14 protein-coding genes are annotated in these 15,394 nt (G+C 65.0%); 11 read left to right on the top strand and 3 right to left on the bottom strand.

Going from position 1 to position 15,394, the window contains the following annotated elements; translation table 11 throughout:
• Nucleotides 1–31 precede the first annotated feature (31 nt).
• From DMX12_RS01860 to ureG, 11 genes are all read left to right on the top strand, one after another.
• The gene (locus DMX12_RS01860; RefSeq protein WP_110676003.1) at nt 32–1,681 is read left to right on the top strand and encodes a VRR-NUC domain-containing protein; all 1,650 of its coding nucleotides are present in this window, start codon (nt 32–34) and stop codon (nt 1,679–1,681) included.
• The gene (locus DMX12_RS01865) at nt 1,678–3,945 is read left to right on the top strand and encodes an ATP-dependent DNA helicase (RefSeq protein ID WP_110675923.1); all 2,268 of its coding nucleotides are present in this window, start codon (nt 1,678–1,680) and stop codon (nt 3,943–3,945) included. The genes DMX12_RS01860 and DMX12_RS01865 overlap by 4 nt, the downstream gene beginning before the upstream one ends.
• 241 nt (nt 3,946–4,186) lie before the next feature.
• A complete protein-coding gene (xerC, locus tag DMX12_RS01870) occupies nt 4,187–5,101 on the top strand; it encodes a tyrosine recombinase XerC (protein ID WP_110675925.1) in 915 nt (304 codons plus the stop codon).
• 255 nt (nt 5,102–5,356) lie between these two features.
• Complete coding sequence (locus DMX12_RS01875; RefSeq protein ID WP_110675927.1) at nt 5,357–6,190, top strand: urease accessory protein UreD; 834 nt, start codon at nt 5,357–5,359, stop codon at nt 6,188–6,190.
• A gap of 9 nt (nt 6,191–6,199) precedes the next feature.
• Complete coding sequence (locus DMX12_RS01880) at nt 6,200–6,502, top strand: urease subunit gamma (RefSeq protein WP_009685463.1); 303 nt, start codon at nt 6,200–6,202, stop codon at nt 6,500–6,502.
• Nucleotides 6,503–6,521: 19 nt separating this feature from the next.
• Nucleotides 6,522–6,839, top strand: a complete 318-nt coding sequence (locus DMX12_RS01885; RefSeq protein ID WP_009685462.1) for an urease subunit beta — start codon at nt 6,522–6,524, stop codon at nt 6,837–6,839.
• Entirely contained in the window at nt 6,836–8,539 is a 1,704-nt protein-coding gene (ureC, locus tag DMX12_RS01890) for an urease subunit alpha (RefSeq protein WP_110675929.1), read from the top strand. The genes DMX12_RS01885 and ureC overlap by 4 nt, the downstream gene beginning before the upstream one ends.
• Nucleotides 8,540–8,549: 10 nt before the next feature.
• Nucleotides 8,550–9,047 (top strand): urease accessory protein UreE, encoded by a 498-nt coding sequence (gene ureE / locus DMX12_RS01895; protein WP_110675931.1) that lies wholly within the window; start codon nt 8,550–8,552, stop codon nt 9,045–9,047.
• A gap of 18 nt (nt 9,048–9,065) precedes the next feature.
• Nucleotides 9,066–9,611 (top strand): HupE/UreJ family protein, encoded by a 546-nt coding sequence (locus DMX12_RS01900; protein WP_009685459.1) that lies wholly within the window; start codon nt 9,066–9,068, stop codon nt 9,609–9,611.
• Entirely contained in the window at nt 9,611–10,285 is a 675-nt protein-coding gene (locus DMX12_RS01905; protein WP_110675933.1) for an urease accessory protein UreF, read from the top strand. The genes DMX12_RS01900 and DMX12_RS01905 overlap by 1 nt, the downstream gene beginning before the upstream one ends.
• Before the next feature lie 11 nt (nt 10,286–10,296).
• Nucleotides 10,297–10,920 carry an urease accessory protein UreG gene (gene ureG / locus DMX12_RS01910; RefSeq protein WP_009685457.1) on the top strand — a complete coding sequence of 208 codons (624 nt, stop codon included), beginning with the start codon at nt 10,297–10,299 and terminating at the stop codon, nt 10,918–10,920.
• Between the two features lie 54 nt (nt 10,921–10,974).
• Here the strand turns inward: ureG and DMX12_RS01915 are convergent, their stop codons facing one another.
• From DMX12_RS01915 to DMX12_RS01925, 3 genes are all read right to left on the bottom strand, one after another.
• A complete protein-coding gene (locus DMX12_RS01915) occupies nt 10,975–13,176 on the bottom strand; it encodes an LTA synthase family protein (protein ID WP_110675935.1) in 2,202 nt (733 codons plus the stop codon).
• A gap of 136 nt (nt 13,177–13,312) precedes the next feature.
• Nucleotides 13,313–14,593, bottom strand: a complete 1,281-nt coding sequence (locus DMX12_RS01920; protein WP_110675937.1) for a hypothetical protein — start codon at nt 14,591–14,593, stop codon at nt 13,313–13,315.
• Between the two features lie 46 nt (nt 14,594–14,639).
• Nucleotides 14,640–15,392 (bottom strand): hypothetical protein, encoded by a 753-nt coding sequence (locus DMX12_RS01925; RefSeq protein WP_009685454.1) that lies wholly within the window; start codon nt 15,390–15,392, stop codon nt 14,640–14,642.
• Nucleotides 15,393–15,394 lie beyond the last annotated feature (2 nt).

The following is a 15,394-nucleotide window of genomic DNA, read 5'->3' on the forward strand; positions in this document are numbered from 1 at the left end:
AGTGCCTTGTTTCCGCTACCTGACCCAGCCCGTGATTGCCCATTCCGTCGACGACCCGTTCTATTACCTGCACAACTTCCGCCAGGTACTGCTGTGGGTCGAACAGCGCTACCAGGACCTGCTCGATGAACAGGAACTGGCGTTCATCCATGCCTTCGGCCAACTGAGCGCGCCAGCCCAGGCCTTGATGGTGCGCATGGTGATGCGCAAGGGCGAACTGTTTCGCAGCGACCGCCTCGTCTATGAGGAAATAGGCGACACCGAACTCGCCCTGCAGCCACTCAAGGCCCTGGGCTGGGTCCGCGAGCCCGAGCAACTGCACTTGGAGCAACTGTTCGCCTTGCTGCGCAAAGACGAGCTGGCGTGCTGTTTCGCCGCCCAATTGAGCCGCCCGCGTGCCGCCAAGCATGACTTGCTGGCCCAGCTGCAGCCACTGCAACTGGCCGCCCGGTCTCTGGCCGAGTGGTACCCGGGCAGTGAGTTGCGCATCTTGCAGTGGTGCCTGCAACCGCTCTGCGACCGCATGCGGCTGCTGTTCTTCGGCAACCTCTACCAGGACTGGTCAGAGTTCGTGCTTGCCGACCTGGGGCTGCTGCGCTACGAGCAGGTGCCCTTCAGCGCCGATTCGCGTGCCCTGCAGCAACGCGCCGATATCGACCTGGCCATGGTGCTGCATGAGTGTGCCGAGCGCCTGGAGCAGGGCGAACACCCTCAGTCGGTAATCACGGCAATACAGCACCTGCACTGCGACAACCCTTGGCTGGCCCGGCGCCGTGCGCGGTTGCAGTTCGCCCTGGGCCAGCAATGCGAGCGCCTGGGTGACTGGGACCAGGCCATGGCGGTTTATGCGCAGTGCAGCCATGCCCAGGCGCGTATTCGCCAGGTGCGGGTGCTGGAGCGCAGCGAACGTTGGCCGCAGGCCCATGCCCTGGCGTTGCAACTGGCAGCGGCACCGGCCAATGCACTGGAGGTCCAGGCGCTGGAGCGTATGTTGCCACGCCTGGCGCGCAAGCTCGGTGGCCCGCCACAGCGCCGCCAGCGCGTGGCGCCGCTGGCACTGATCGAACTGGAATTGCCCCGTGAGCACGCCGCGCTAGGCGTTGAAGAGGCCGTGCGCCAGCACCTGGCCGCCGAGGGCGGGCAAGCCCATTATGTGGAGAACACGCTGTTCAACAGCCTGTTTGGCCTGCTGTGCTGGGAGGCGATCTTCGCCCCTGTGCCTGGCGCGTTCTTCAACCCGTTCCAGGCCGCGCCGCAGGACCTGCACGACAGCGACTTCCAGCAGCGCCGTAGTGCCCTGTTCGAGCAATGCCTGGCGCGGCTCGACGATGGTAGCCACCAGCAGGCGATCCTGGATTGCTATGCAGCCAAACACGGGCTGCAGTCACCGTTCGTGTTCTGGTCGATGCTCAGCGAGGCGCTGCTGCAGCAGGCCCTGGCCTGCCTGCCGGCTGCGCAGTTGAAGCACTGCTTCGTGCGCCTGCTGCAGGACATTCGCAGCAACCGTGCGGGCATGCCCGACCTTATCCAGTTCTGGCCCGAGCAGGGGCGTTATCGCATGGTCGAGGTCAAAGGCCCCGGTGACCGCCTGCAGGACAACCAGTTGCGCTGGCTGGCATTCTGCCAGGAGCACGGCCTGCCCGTCGCGGTCTGCCATGTGCGTTGGAGTGACGCCGCTTGAGCTACAGCGTGGCGGTGCGTGCCTTGTGCGAGTTCAGTGCCAAGGTCGGCGACCTCGACCTGCGCTTCACGCCGTCGCCCACCGCCCAGGAGGGCATCGAGGGCCACCAGCGGGTAGTGGCCCGGCGTGCGGCCGGCTACGAGTCGGAAATTACCCTGGAGGGCCAGTTTGAAGGCCTTCGGGTGCGGGGGCGTGCCGACGGTTACGACCCTGCCTGCAACCGGCTGGAAGAGATCAAGACCCACCGTGGCGACCTGGCCCGGCAACCGGCCAACCACCGCCAGCTGCACTGGGCGCAGGCCAAGGTGTACGGCTGGCTGATGTGCCAGGCCCGGCAACTGGCGAGCATCGAGGTGGCTTTGGTGTACCTGGACGTCGACAGCGATAGCCAGACCCTGTTCAGTGAGCACTGCACGGCCGCTGAGTTGCAGGCATTCTTCCAGGTCCAGTGCCAGCGCTTTCTGGGCTGGGCCCAGTTCCAGCAGCAGCGCCTTTGCGAACGTGACCACGGCCTTCAGGCGCTGCGCTTTCCCTACCCAGCGTTCCGCCAAGGCCAACGGCAACTGGCAGAAACCCTGTACAAGGCGGTGAGCACGGGCCGTTGCCTGATGGCCCAGGCCAGCACCGGCATCGGCAAGACCTTGGGTACCTTGTTTCCGTTGCTCAAAGCCATGGTGCCCCAGCAACTGGACAAACTGTTCTTTCTAACGGCCAAGACCCCGGGCCGGGCGCTGGCCCTGGATGCCATGCGCCAGATCACCACGGGCGATACCCAGCCTGGGTTACGCACCCTGGAACTGATCGCTCGCGACAAAGCCTGCGAGTACCCGGACAAAGCCTGCCATGGCGAGTCCTGCCCGCTGGCGGCCGGCTTCTACGACCGCTTGCCGGCCGCGCGCACGGCCGCTGCGGCCGTGCCGATGCTGGACCGTACCCAGCTGCGCGAAGTGGCCTTGGCGCATCAGGTGTGCCCGTACTACCTGGGCCAGGAGATGGCCCGCTGGGCCGACGTTCTGGTTGCCGATTACAACTATTACTTCGACGCCCACGCCTTGCTGTTCGGGCTGACACAGCTCAACCAGTGGCGGGTCGCGGTGCTGGTCGACGAGGCTCACAACCTGGTCGAGCGCGGGCGGGGCATGTACAGCGCCAGCCTCGATCAGGGGCAGTTGCTGGCGTTGCGCCAAAGCAAACCCCATGGGCTGGGCAGTGCGCTGGACCGCCTGAACCGCCAGTGGAACGCCCTGTACAAAGAGCAACGGGCACCGTACCAGGCCAGCGAAGCGCTGCCGCATGACCTTTTGCGCGCCCTGCAGCAGTGTATCGGGCTGATCCAGGAGCAGATGAACCAGGCGCCCACGCACATCGACCCGCAGGTGCTGCAGTTCTTCTACCAGGCCTTGCAGTTCAGCCGGGTAGCCGAACTGTTCGACGAGCATTTCCTGTTCGATATCAGCCAGCGCCAAGGGCCGCGCAAGCGCCGGCTGGCGACCTTGTGCCTGCGCAATGTCACCCCGGCACGGCTGCTGGCACCGCGCATGCGCGCGGCGCGCAGTGTCACCCTGTTCTCTGCCACGCTGAGCCCGCGGCAGTTCTACAGCGACCTGCTGGGCATGCCGGCCGATACGGCGTGGCTGGAAGTGGCAGCGCCGTTTCGTGCCGAACAACTGCAGGTGCGCATTGCCAGCCAGGTGTCTACCCGGTACCAGCAGCGCCAGGCTTCGCTGGCGCCGATCGTCGAGTTGATTGCCCGGCAGTATGAGCGCCAGCCGGGTAATTACCTGGCGTTCTTCAGCAGTTTCGAGTACCTGCAGCAGGTCGCCGGGCTGCTGGCCGAGCGCTACGCGCAGATCCCATTGTGGGCCCAGGCCCCGGGCATGGACGAAGCGGCGCGGCAGGCGTTCCTCGACCGCTTTGTCGCCGACGGCCAAGGCATCGGCTTTGCCGTGCTGGGTGGTGCGTTCGGTGAAGGGGTGGACTTGCCGGGCACCCGCCTGATCGGCGCCTTCGTCGCCACGCTCGGGCTGCCCCAGGTCAACCCGGTCAACGAGCAGTTCAAGCAGCGCCTGGGACGGCAATTTGGCGCGGGTTTCGATTATGCCTATCTCTACCCCGGGGTGCGCAAAGTGATCCAGGCAGCGGGGAGGGTGATCCGGGGGGACCAGGACCGTGGCGTACTGGTATTGATCGATGAGCGTTTCGCCGAGCCGAGGGTGCAGCAGATGTTCCCGGGCTGGTGGCCGCAAGGCGAGCAGTGTACCTGACCGCTGCGTTCAGCACCTGGCACTGCGCAGGCATGCCCAAGGTCGTTCAGGGGGCTCGATTGGGGTAAGATCACCTCCATGCCTGATGCAAAGTCCTTGTATATCAAGGTGATGGCACTGTCTTGGGCCAGAATGGCCTGACCGTTAGTTTGTCATGCAGACTCGCTGGCATGCCGTTTTGATCTGCTCCAGCGTCGGCCCGCTGTGCTGCCGGCCAACGCCCCGCTACAGGATTCACGTTTTGTCCGACCTCTCGAAAAATCCGCTGCTGCAGTACATGGCCCGCCTGGCCCCATCCAGCCAGCAAACCATGCGCTACATCCTTCAGGACGCCGCCGACCGCTTGGGGTTCGTCGACTGCAATATCGTCGACGTTCCCTGGCATCGGCTCGAGCCCGGCCATGTGATCGCTCTGGTGGCTGCCCTGCGGGCCGATGGTTACGCGCCCAACAGCTCTTCGCTGTACGTCAACGCCATCCGGGGGGTGATGAACGAGGCCTGGCGCCAGGGCCTGATCGACCACGAGCGGTTGTTACGCATCCGCGAGGTCAAGCCGGCAACCGGCACCCGCCTGCCGCCCGGGCGCAACTTGCGGCGTAGCCTGATTCGCGAACTGATGGACGTGTGCGCTGCCGACCCGCGGCCGCAAGGGGTGCGCGATGCGGCGATCATTGCCTTGCTGTATGGCACAGGCATGCGCAAGTCGGAATCGGTCGACATCGACCTTGCCCAGGTTGATTTCGCCGCGCGCAGCCTGCAAGTGGTTGGCAAGGGCAACCACCAGTTGATCAAGTACGCGCCGCCCTGGGCGTTCGAGAAGCTGCAGGCGTGGCTCGACCTGCGCCGCCAGGACCTGCCGGCCGGTGTCGAAGACGACCCGTTCCTGTTCAACCGCATCCGCCGCGGCAACCACATCACCCGGGCGCGTATCACCAAGCATGCCATCTACTACATCGCCCGCCAGCGCGGGGCGCAGGTGGGGGTCAAGATCATGCCGCACGACTTCCGCCGCGCGTTCATCACCCGGGTGATCGAGGAGCACGACCTGTCGATTGCGCAAAAGCTGGCACACCATGCCAACATCCAGACCACGGCGATCTACGACCGGCGTGACGACAACGAACGCCGCCGTGCGGTAGACCGTTTCGACTACTGAGTGCCGGCCAGCGTGCGCAATGGCAGCACCGAAACAGGGCCTTGGTGCGCCCCTGCTTTGTGCGGCCCCCGCGGCGGTGCCCGATGGCGGAGCGAGCGGTAAAAATAATTCATCTGCCTTCACCTGCGGAGTTGGCCCGCAACCTGCTATATCCAGCCTGCGAATTTGATCGAGTGGTCAGGCCGTGCGCACTAACCGGCGCCCGCCGCTGACCCTCTTACCGGCCAGCAGGCCACGAATTTCAGGGGCCGCAGGATGTCGCTCGCGGAGCAGATCGAACACCACCAAGACGATGCAGGCTGGAGCGCCCACCTGCAATTGCGCTTTGTCCAGCGTGCGGGCATGACCCGCCTTGGTGCATGGAAACATTTCGGACCTCTTTTGGTGCAGCGCCCGTTCTATCCGGAAGGTGCACCCTGCCATGTGTATGTTCTGCACCCGCCGGGTGGCATCGTTGCCGGCGATCGCCTGGAGCTCGACATTCAGCTGGAAGCTGGCAGCCACGCCTTGCTGACCATGCCCGGTGCCAGCAAGTTTTACCGCAGCATCGGCCCGACCGCACGGCTGACCCAGCGCTTCCACCTGGCCGCTGGCAGCACCCTGGAATGGTTGCCCCAGGACAGCATTTTCTTCTCCGGTGCCCGTGCCCGGCTCGCCAGCCACTTCACCCTTGAGCCCGGCGCCCGGTTGCTGGCCTGGGAAACGCTGTGCCTGGGCCGCCCGGTGATGCTCGAACGGTTCGACCAGGGTGCCCTCGACAGCCTGTTGCACATCACCCTGGCCGGCGAAACGGGCCTGCATGAGCGCCTGCGTATAGAAGGCGGCCAGCTTGGCAAGCTCGGTGGCCACCCACTGCTAGCCACCTTCTGTGCCGCGCCGGCCGATCAGGCATTGCTGGAGCAGGTAAGGCCCATGCTCGATGAGCTGGGCACCCCTGCCGGCGCGACGCTGCTCGGTTCGCTGCTGGTGATCCGCCTGCTCGACCATGACAACCAACAATTGCAACGCACCCTGCAACGCCTGTGGCATGTGCTGCGCCCGGCCGTTCTCGGCCTGCCAGCCTGCCCGCCACGTATCTGGGCCACCTGAGAGAGCGCCATGGAGCTGACCCCAAGAGAGAAAGACAAACTGCTGCTGTTCACTGCCGCCTTGTTGGCAGAACGGCGCCTGGCCCGTGGCCTGAAACTCAACTACCCGGAGGCCGTAGCGCTGATCAGCGCCGCCGTGCTGGAAGGGGCCCGTGATGGGCGCACCGTCGCTGAGCTGATGAGCATGGGCCGCGAGGTGTTGAGCCGTGACCAGGTCATGCCTGGCATCGCCGAGATGCTTCACGACGTACAGGTCGAAGCGACCTTTCCGGATGGCACCAAGTTGGTGACCGTGCATGACCCGATCGTCTGAACCTGCCGAGGAACGCCGCATGATCCCAGGTGAAATCCAGGTCGCCGCTGGCGACATCGAATTGAACAGTGGCCGCGCCACGGTCAGTGTCAGCGTAGCCAACCATGGCGACCGCCCGGTGCAGGTCGGCTCGCATTACCACTTCTACGAAGTCAACGAGGCGCTGGTGTTCGAGCGCGGGCCAACCCTGGGCTTTCGCCTGGATATCCCGGCCGGCACTGCCGTGCGCTTTGAGCCGGGCCAGGCCCGTACCGTGCAACTGGTGGCCTACGCTGGCAAGCGCGAAGTCTACGGCTTTCAGGGCAAGGTGATGGGCGCACTGGAGGGCAGGGCATGAGCCGAATTTCCCGCCAGGCCTATGCCGACATGTTCGGCCCTACCGTGGGTGACCGTTTGCGCTTGGCCGACACGGCATTGTGGGTCGAAGTAGAGAAGGACTACACCGTTTACGGCGAAGAAGTGAAGTTCGGCGGCGGCAAGGTCATCCGCGATGGCATGGGGCAGGGCCAGATGCTGGCCGCCGAGGCCATGGACCTGGTGTTGACCAACGCGTTGATCATCGACCACTGGGGTATCGTCAAGGCCGATATCGGCATCAAGCACGGGCGTATTGCCGTGATCGGCAAGGCCGGCAACCCCGACGTGCAACCAGGCGTCAACATACCCGTAGGGCCAGGCACCGAAGTGATCGCCGCCGAGGGCAAGATCGTCACTGCCGGGGGGGTCGACTCGCACATCCATTTCATCTGCCCGCAGCAGGTGGACGAGGCGCTCAACAGCGGTGTAACCACCTTCATCGGTGGCGGCACTGGCCCGGCTACCGGAACCAACGCCACCACCTGCACCCCGGGCCCGTGGTACCTGGCGCGCATGCTGCAGGCTGCCGACAGCCTGCCGATCAACATCGGTTTGCTGGGCAAGGGCAACGCCTCGCGCCCTGAAGCGTTGCGCGAGCAGATCGCTGCCGGGGCGGTCGGGCTCAAGCTGCACGAGGACTGGGGCTCGACACCGGCGGCCATCGACTGTTGCCTGGGCGTAGCCGAAGAAATGGATATCCAGGTGGCGATCCATACCGACACACTCAACGAATCGGGCTGTATCGAAGACACGCTGGCGGCGATCGGTGACCGTACCATCCACACCTTCCACACCGAAGGTGCCGGTGGCGGCCATGCCCCCGACATCATCCGTGCGGCCGGGCAGGCCAACGTGCTGCCGTCCTCGACCAACCCGACACTGCCGTACACCATCAACACGGTGGACGAGCACCTGGACATGCTCATGGTCTGCCACCACCTGGACCCAAGCATTGCCGAGGACGTGGCGTTTGCCGAGTCGCGCATCCGCCGTGAAACCATCGCTGCCGAGGACATCCTCCACGACATGGGCGCTTTCGCCATGACCTCGTCCGACTCCCAGGCCATGGGCCGGGTGGGCGAGGTGGTGCTGCGCACCTGGCAAGTGGCGCACCAGATGAAGCTGCGCCGTGGCCCACTGGCACCGGATACCCACTACAGCGACAACTTCCGGGTCAAGCGCTACATCGCCAAATACACCATCAACCCGGCGCTCACCCATGGCATCGGCCACGAGGTGGGCTCGGTCGAAGTGGGCAAGCTGGCAGACCTGGTGCTGTGGTCGCCGGCATTTTTCGCGGTCAAGCCCGCCTTGGTACTGAAGGGCGGCATGATCGTCACCGCGCCCATGGGCGATATCAACGGGTCCATCCCTACGCCCCAGCCGGTGCATTACCGCCCGATGTTCGGCGCGTTGGGCGCAGCCCGCCATGCCACGCGCATGACCTTCCTGCCCAAGGCCGCCATGGACCGTGGCCTGGTCGAGCAATTGAACCTGCGCAGCCTGATCGGCGTGGTGGACGGGTGCCGCCGGGTGCGCAAGCCGGACATGGTCCACAACACCCTGCAACCGCTGATCGAGGTCGACGCGCAAACCTACCAGGTGCGTGCCGATGGCGAGCTGCTGGTCTGCGAACCGGCCAGTGAACTGCCGCTGGCCCAGCGCTATTTCCTGTTCTGAAGGAGCACCGATGATTGTCTTGACCCAGCGGATTACCGAACCCGGCGCACGTGCTGTCACGGGTACCGTCACCCTCGATGTGGACAGCCGCATCAAGAGCCGCCTGCGGGTGACGCTGGACGATGGTCGCGAAGCCGGCCTGATGCTGGAGCGTGGCCACCTGCTGCGTGGCGGCGAGCTGTTGGCCGATGCCGAGGGCACCCAGCTGATCCGCGTGCTGGCAGCGCCCGAGGCGGTGTCCACCGTGCGCTGTGTCGACCCGCACCTGCTGGCGCGCGCGGCCTACCACCTGGGCAACCGCCATGTCCCGCTGCAGATCGAGCCCGGCCTGTTGCGCTTCCAGCACGACCATGTGCTGGACGAGATGCTGCGTGGCCTGGGCCTGACTGTCGAGGCCGAGCAGGCCCCGTTCGAGCCCGAAGCGGGTGCCTACCAAAGTGCGCCACACAGCCACAGCCACGCTCACGGCCACGATCACCCGTTCGTGCGCTTGCCTGCCCATTCCTGAACTGCCCTGGAGCAACCGATGAAAAAGACTTTCGCCCTGTTTCTGCTGATGCTGGCCGTGCCGGCTTTCGCCCACCCCGGGCATGACAGCAACCCCTTGCATGACGGCCTTCTGCACCCGCTGACCGGGCTCGACCACCTGCTGATGCTGCTGGGCACCGGCGTACTGGCGGCGCTGACCCGGCGTAACCTGACCTTGCCACTGGCGACCCTGGCCGCGATGTTCGGCGGGGCGGTATGTGGGCATCTGTTCGGGGACGTGCTGGGCATGGAAACGCTGATCGCTGTGTCGCTGCTGGTGGCCGCGGGTGCCGTGCTGCTGCCTGGCCGGCAACAGCTGCTGGCCTTGGCGATGCCGGTGTTCGCGCTGTTCCATGGCTGGGCGCATGGCGTCGAGGCCACGCCAAGCGCGTTCTGGCAGTTCAGCGCCGGCTTTGTCACGGTCAGCGGGCTGTTGCTGGCCGCCGGCTTTGCGGTCGGTTGCCTGCTGCGCCGCCATGCTGGCCTGCAAAAAGCTTTCGGCGGTGGCCTGCTGGCCGGCGCCGCGCTGGTACTGGCCGGCTGATGAACAGCGATCTGGCGTTGCTGCGCCTGCTGCAACTGGCCAGCCCAGGGCTGCCGGTAGGTGGCTTCACCTATTCGCAGGGCCTGGAGTGGGCCGTGGAGGCGGGCTGGGTAAGGGATGTGCACGGGTTCACTGCGTGGCAGCGTGAGCAGTTGCACGACACCCTGGTCGGCCTGGACTGGCCGGTGCTCGCCCGCTTGTACCAGGCCTGCCAGGCCGAGGATGCGCAGGCCTTCGCTCATTGGAGCCGCTTTTTGCTGGCCAACCGTGAAACCGCCGAGCTGCGCCTGGAAGAACAACAGCGCGGGGCGGCCCTGGCACGGCTACTCGACGGCTGGCAGCTGGGCCAGGCGTCGGCGTGGCGTACCAGCCTCGAGCTGACCCAGTTGGGCGGCATGGCCTGGTTGGCTGTGCACTGGGCCATCCCCTTGCGCCAATTGGCCCTGGGGCATGGCTTTGCCTGGCTGGAGGGCGCGGTCATGGCCGGTGTCAAGTTGGTGCCGTTCGGCCAGCAGGCGGCCCAGACCCTGCTGCGTGACCTGGCCACCGATTTGCCCGCAGCCATCGACCAGGCCCTGACCCTGGGCGACGACCAGCTCGGGGGTGGCCTGCCGTTGCTGGCCATTGCCTCATCGCGTCACGAAACCCAATACACCCGTTTGTTCCGTTCCTGAGGACTGCCTGCATGCATAGCTATCAACAACCCCTGCGCGTCGGTGTCGGCGGCCCGGTCGGCTCCGGCAAGACCGCACTGCTCGAAGCCCTGTGCAAAGCCATGCGCGATCACTACCAGATTGCCGTGGTCACCAACGACATCTACACCAAGGAAGACCAGCGCATCCTCACCGAAGCCGGCGCGCTGGAGCCGGAGCGCATCGTCGGGGTGGAAACCGGCGGCTGCCCGCACACGGCGATTCGCGAAGACGCCTCCATGAACCTGGCGGCGGTCGAGGCGCTGGCGCGCAAGTTCGGCAACCTCGAAGTCATTTTCGTGGAAAGCGGCGGTGACAACCTCAGCGCCACATTCAGCCCGGAGCTGGCCGACCTGACCATCTACGTGATCGACGTAGCCGAGGGCGAGAAGATTCCGCGCAAGGGTGGCCCGGGCATCACCAAGTCCGACTTCCTGGTGATCAACAAGACCGACCTGGCACCGTATGTGGGGGCTTCGCTGGAGGTGATGGAGCGCGATACCCAGCGCATGCGCCCACAGCGCCCATGGACCTTCAGCAACCTGAAGAAAGGCGAGGGGCTACAGGCAGTGATCGATTTCATTGTCGAACGCGGAATGCTGGGTGTGCGCGGTTAAACCGCCGCGCACACCGGCGTAGGCGGTGCCAAGCACCGCTGAGCTGTCGCCTGTTCAGCCAGAATGGGCGATAGGCTCGTCACCCAGTTCCTCGGCTGCCTCTTCATCGCCAGGCAGCGCGGTTATCACGCTGAAGTCGCTGACTTCCACCTGGCCGCCGCCATAACCCAGCAAGTGGAAGGAAAACGCCTTGCGATCGGTCGGGTTGTCGAAGCGGAAGTCCATCTCCAGTGGCTGATCGGTGGTGACTTGCACCTCGGCAGGCAGGCCCAGTGGTACGTCCTGTTCCAGTTGCTTGGCCTTGAGCTGGATATAGGCCACGTGCCTCGGGTCCAGCGAGCGGACCTTGATGCGTACCCGGGTACGCGAGCCCCCTGGCATTTCCAGGTACTGGGCACCGATCAGGTTGTCGGCCCAATCATCCTGAATGTGCTTGCGCAGCCTGATCGGCGCAGGGCCGCCGAACTGGTAGCGCAGGTTCAGCGGCGTCTGCAGCAGCGACTGGTCGAGCACGCCGGCCAGGGCACCGATCTGCTGCCCGAGCAGGTTATCGCCGCTGCCAAGGTAGCGGGCCTGCCCGGCGATGAAGCCCTCACTGGCGTAACGCCGGCACCGTTGTTGAAAATCGCACTCGGTAAACACCCCTTGGCCGTTGTGGTAGCGCAGCATGCCGTTGGTGTAGGCGATCATTTCGCGGCCGGTGTCGTAGTCGCGGTACAGCGAGCGACCGCCCAGGGCCATGGGGATCGGCAGCGAGAAGTAGTCGAGCAGTGAAGCGGCAAGGTCGATGTGGCCATAAGTCCCTTGCTTGAGCCGTGGCAATTGGGCCTGCTCCGGGGCCAGGGTCAGGTTGAAGCCCCAGGAGGACGCCAGGCGCACACCGTCGATGCCATGCGACTCGTCGGAGGTCAGCACCACCAGCGTGTCCTTGAGTACCCCCTGGCGTTCGAGGCTGTCGAGGAACGCCGCAACCGCGTCGTCCAGGTAGGCCACTGCCGCCTGTTTCGGCGTGTCGAACCGTTCGAGGTACTCCGCCGGCGCGGAATAGGGCTGGTGGGTACCGACGGTCAGCAACGTAAGCATCCAGGGTTTGTCCTGCTGCTGCAAATGGCCCACGTAGCTCAATGCGCCCTCGAAGAACGCGCGGTCGTCCTTGCCCCAGGGGAAGTCCAGGTAGTTCTTGTTGGCAAACCACTCCAGGCCATGTACAGCCTCGAAACCGACATGCGGCATGATGCGGTCCTTGGCCATGAAGCGCAGGCCCGCACCTTGGAGGTAATGGGTGGTGAACCCGGCCTGGCGCAACTGCGCCGGCAGGCAGGCCTGGTTACGTTCGTTCTGGGTCAGCAGCTCAACGCCCTTGGGGGTGCCGTTGGCCAGCTTGTCGTAGTCGCCACACAGCATGGCGTACAGCCCACGAATGGTCTGGTGGGTGTGCAGTACGTAGTCCGGGGTATTCATGCCGCGCTCGGCCCACCTGCTGAGCTTGGGCATGAGCTCTTCGTCGAAGGGGCTGTTCAACGCCTGACGGTTGGGCCGCAGGTAAGCGCCGGGGATGCCTTCCAGGGTGATCACCAGCAAATTACGCGCACGGCCCGGGCCGTTCAGCAGGCGTTGCCCGTGCAGGTCGGATTGCGTCAGGCCGGTGCTGGGCAGGGGGGTGAAGGGCTTGGATGTGCCCAGCCACTCATCGGCCTGGCGCTGTACCTGGCCCACCCCGGCAGACAGCAACTGATGGCCCAGGTTGTATTGCCGCCACTGGTCGGCATCGGAAGGGGCCAATTGCTGGCTGCCCCAGTGGGCGCCGAACAGCACGACCGGGATGGCCCAGGCCTTGCGCGGCAGCGCCAGGCCGCGCTGCGCACGGCCGCGCCAGGCAAGCACCAGCCAGGCCAGCAGGCCGCCACCCATCAGCCAGGGCAGCCAGGCATGGGCCAGGCCGCCGCCGGTGGAGTTTTCCATGAACTGCGGGTCGGCCAGGTAGGCCAGGTCGGCGCTGGTTGGCAAGCGGCCCACCGCGCTGACCAGTTCGGCCGAGGCGACCCACAGGGCCAACCAGGCCAGCAACACCGGCAGCGCCAGCCACCACGGGCGGCGCTGCAGCAGTAACAGCAGCAGGCTGCCGAGGGCGAGGTCTGACAGGTAGCCCAGTGGGTTGGTCCAACCCAGCATGGCGCGCGCACCCAGTGGGATCACCAACAGCAGGCCTGCCAGAGCGGCAAACCGGGCCTGTGGGTGGTCGGACAGGTTCTTCACAAAAACTTCCCTTTTGCCATTGAATCGTCATGAAACTGTGCTGAATGATAACAGGCGAGCGGGCGGGAAGGCGGGCGCTACAAGGGTGGTTACCAAAAGCCGGGCCCGTAGTCGCGGGCCTGGCTGATGGCGAGGTTCAGAAGTAGTAGGGGAATTTCAGGCTGAAGGAAAAGTCCGGGGCGTCGTCGGTCAGTCCAATGGACAAGTTGGGCACGATGGTGAGGTTGTTGCTGGCGGCGAAGGTCAGGCCGATGTTGAAGTTGGCGGCGTTGTAGTCACTGTTGGAAATCGACTGCCAGTCACCGCCATCCGGTTTGATCTTGCTCTTGCGGGCAAACTGGTCCGACACCGAGAACGACATGCTCATCTTCTCGTTGAGCGCGAACGCGATGCCCCCGCCGATTTGCCAGGAGTCGCCAAGCTTGACGTCGCCCGGCACCTTGCTGTTGACCTGCGGGCTGATGTCGCTGAACGAGTCCTGCATGTTGTAGGTGTAGGACAGGCTGCCGAACAGCACGGCCGGGTCAAAGGTCTTGACCAGCGAGATGCCTGGGGTGATCGACCACACGCCGTTGCCCGTCGGCAGGCTGTCCGGTACCGCCAGGTTGTTGTTGCCGTCCACCTCGCGCAGCTTGATGCCATAGGGGTCCTTGCCGGTCGGCGCCTTGACCCGCAGGGTGGCCACGGCATCCGGCCAGGTTTCGTCTTCGTCGAGGAACTTGTAGGCCACGCCAACGTTGATATCGCCGATTTCCGGGTCACGCGTGACGGTGGCATCGGAGGTGGCCGCGCCCGAGCCGCCGGCACCGCCGGACGAGTAGGTGGATTCGCGGTACACCACCGGCACGTTGATGTCGAACTGCCAACGTTGCGCCAGGTTGTAGCGCGCGGTCATGTCCAAGGTCCAGTTGTCGGCCTTGATGCGGTCGAGGTTGATGCTGCCCAGGAAAATCGAGTCCAGCGCCAGGAACCCGTTGAGGGTCAGTGCACGGGTGTCGTAGTGGGTATAGGTCAGGCCGGTCTCGAAGCTGAACTTGCCGCCACCGAAGAAGCCGCTGGCCTCGTCATACAGGTTGGACACGCTCTGCGCCGGCTCCGAGTCGGCAGTCAGGGCCTGGCCATAGGAACTGCCGGTGGTGCCAGGGGCGCCGGCCGCTACCGTCTGGCCACCCTTCACGCCTTCGGCAGGCGACTTGACCAGGCGTTTGGGTGGGGCCGCCGCCGGAGCTTCTTCAACCTGGCGCACGCGTTGTTCCAGCACCATCAACGCTTGCTGCTGGGCCTCATACCGGCGCTTGAGTTCGGTCAGTTCCTGCTTCAATGCCTCGACCTGCGGGTCGGCAGCGGCATACAGCAATGTGGCCGGGGCCAGGGTAGTCAGACAAACAAAAGCCTTGAGCGTAAAAGATCGGTGCATGGAGTTGCCGTCCCTTCCAACTACTTTTGATGAGACTGAGCGTAGATCAGTATCCGAAAGTGCGAAGGCCTTTGAGCTGATCGAGGCTGCCATTGAGCGAAGCCGCTGTCGGCACGCTCTCGCGCATGACCACATTGAGGGAGGTGACATTGCTGACCAGGTTGCCGTTGCCCAGCAGCGTGGTGTTCTGCATCAGGCCGCCCTGGGCCAGGCGTTGCATGCTGCTGCCCTGGTTGTTGCTGGCGTTGATGTTCAGCTGCACGCCCACGCCGCTGGCCGATACGCTCAGCGAACCGGCGCCGTTTTCTGCATTTACGGTCTGGCCTGCGGCCAGCGCCTGGCCCTGCTGTTGCACCACCGGTGCCTGGTTGGCCTTGGTGACGTTGATGTCGACGTTGTTGTATGCGCCGTTGTTATCACCGGCGGCGCGCACTACCTGGGTGACGCCCTCGCTGGTGGCCAGCCCGGCACCGCCGGTCACGCTGCCGGTCCCGGGCGCAGCGGCCGCCCCAGCCGCGCTGCCGGTGCCTTTTTCATTGATCGTCGACACGTAGAATTGTGGCTTGATTGTCGACGCTTGCACCTGCAGGCTGCTGCTGGCGCCAATCACGTCGCCTTTGGCATTTTGCCAGGTGCTGCTCATGACGATGCCGAAGCTCACGATGCGCCCCGGCATCACGTAGCGACCACGCAAAGTTGCCAGTTCCTGGTCCTTCAATTCGATGGGTTTGAACGTTTCTGCATGAACCGGCAGGCTGGCAGCCAGGCAGGCCAATGCCAGCAGGAAGGGGTTGTTCATGG

This window comes from Pseudomonas sp. MB-090624 (assembly GCF_003205245.1).
Lineage (GTDB): Bacteria > Pseudomonadota > Gammaproteobacteria > Pseudomonadales > Pseudomonadaceae > Aquipseudomonas > Aquipseudomonas juntendi.

Excerpts from the sequence above, each read along its gene's own strand:
- DMX12_RS01885 (WP_009685462.1), top strand. The coding sequence starts at position 6,522 with ATGATCCCAGGTGAAATCCAGGTCGCCGCTGGCGACATCGAATTGAAC.
- ureG (WP_009685457.1), top strand. The coding sequence starts at position 10,297 with ATGCATAGCTATCAACAACCCCTGCGCGTCGGTGTCGGCGGCCCGGTC.
- DMX12_RS01900 (WP_009685459.1), top strand. The coding sequence starts at position 9,066 with ATGAAAAAGACTTTCGCCCTGTTTCTGCTGATGCTGGCCGTGCCGGCT.
- DMX12_RS01880 (WP_009685463.1), top strand. The coding sequence starts at position 6,200 with ATGGAGCTGACCCCAAGAGAGAAAGACAAACTGCTGCTGTTCACTGCC.
- ureE (WP_110675931.1), top strand. The coding sequence starts at position 8,550 with ATGATTGTCTTGACCCAGCGGATTACCGAACCCGGCGCACGTGCTGTC.
- ureC (WP_110675929.1), top strand. The coding sequence starts at position 6,836 with ATGAGCCGAATTTCCCGCCAGGCCTATGCCGACATGTTCGGCCCTACC.
- DMX12_RS01875 (WP_110675927.1), top strand. The coding sequence starts at position 5,357 with ATGTCGCTCGCGGAGCAGATCGAACACCACCAAGACGATGCAGGCTGG.
- DMX12_RS01905 (WP_110675933.1), top strand. The coding sequence starts at position 9,611 with ATGAACAGCGATCTGGCGTTGCTGCGCCTGCTGCAACTGGCCAGCCCA.
- DMX12_RS01925 (WP_009685454.1), bottom strand. The coding sequence starts at position 15,392 with ATGAACAACCCCTTCCTGCTGGCATTGGCCTGCCTGGCTGCCAGCCTG.
- DMX12_RS01920 (WP_110675937.1), bottom strand. The coding sequence starts at position 14,593 with ATGCACCGATCTTTTACGCTCAAGGCTTTTGTTTGTCTGACTACCCTG.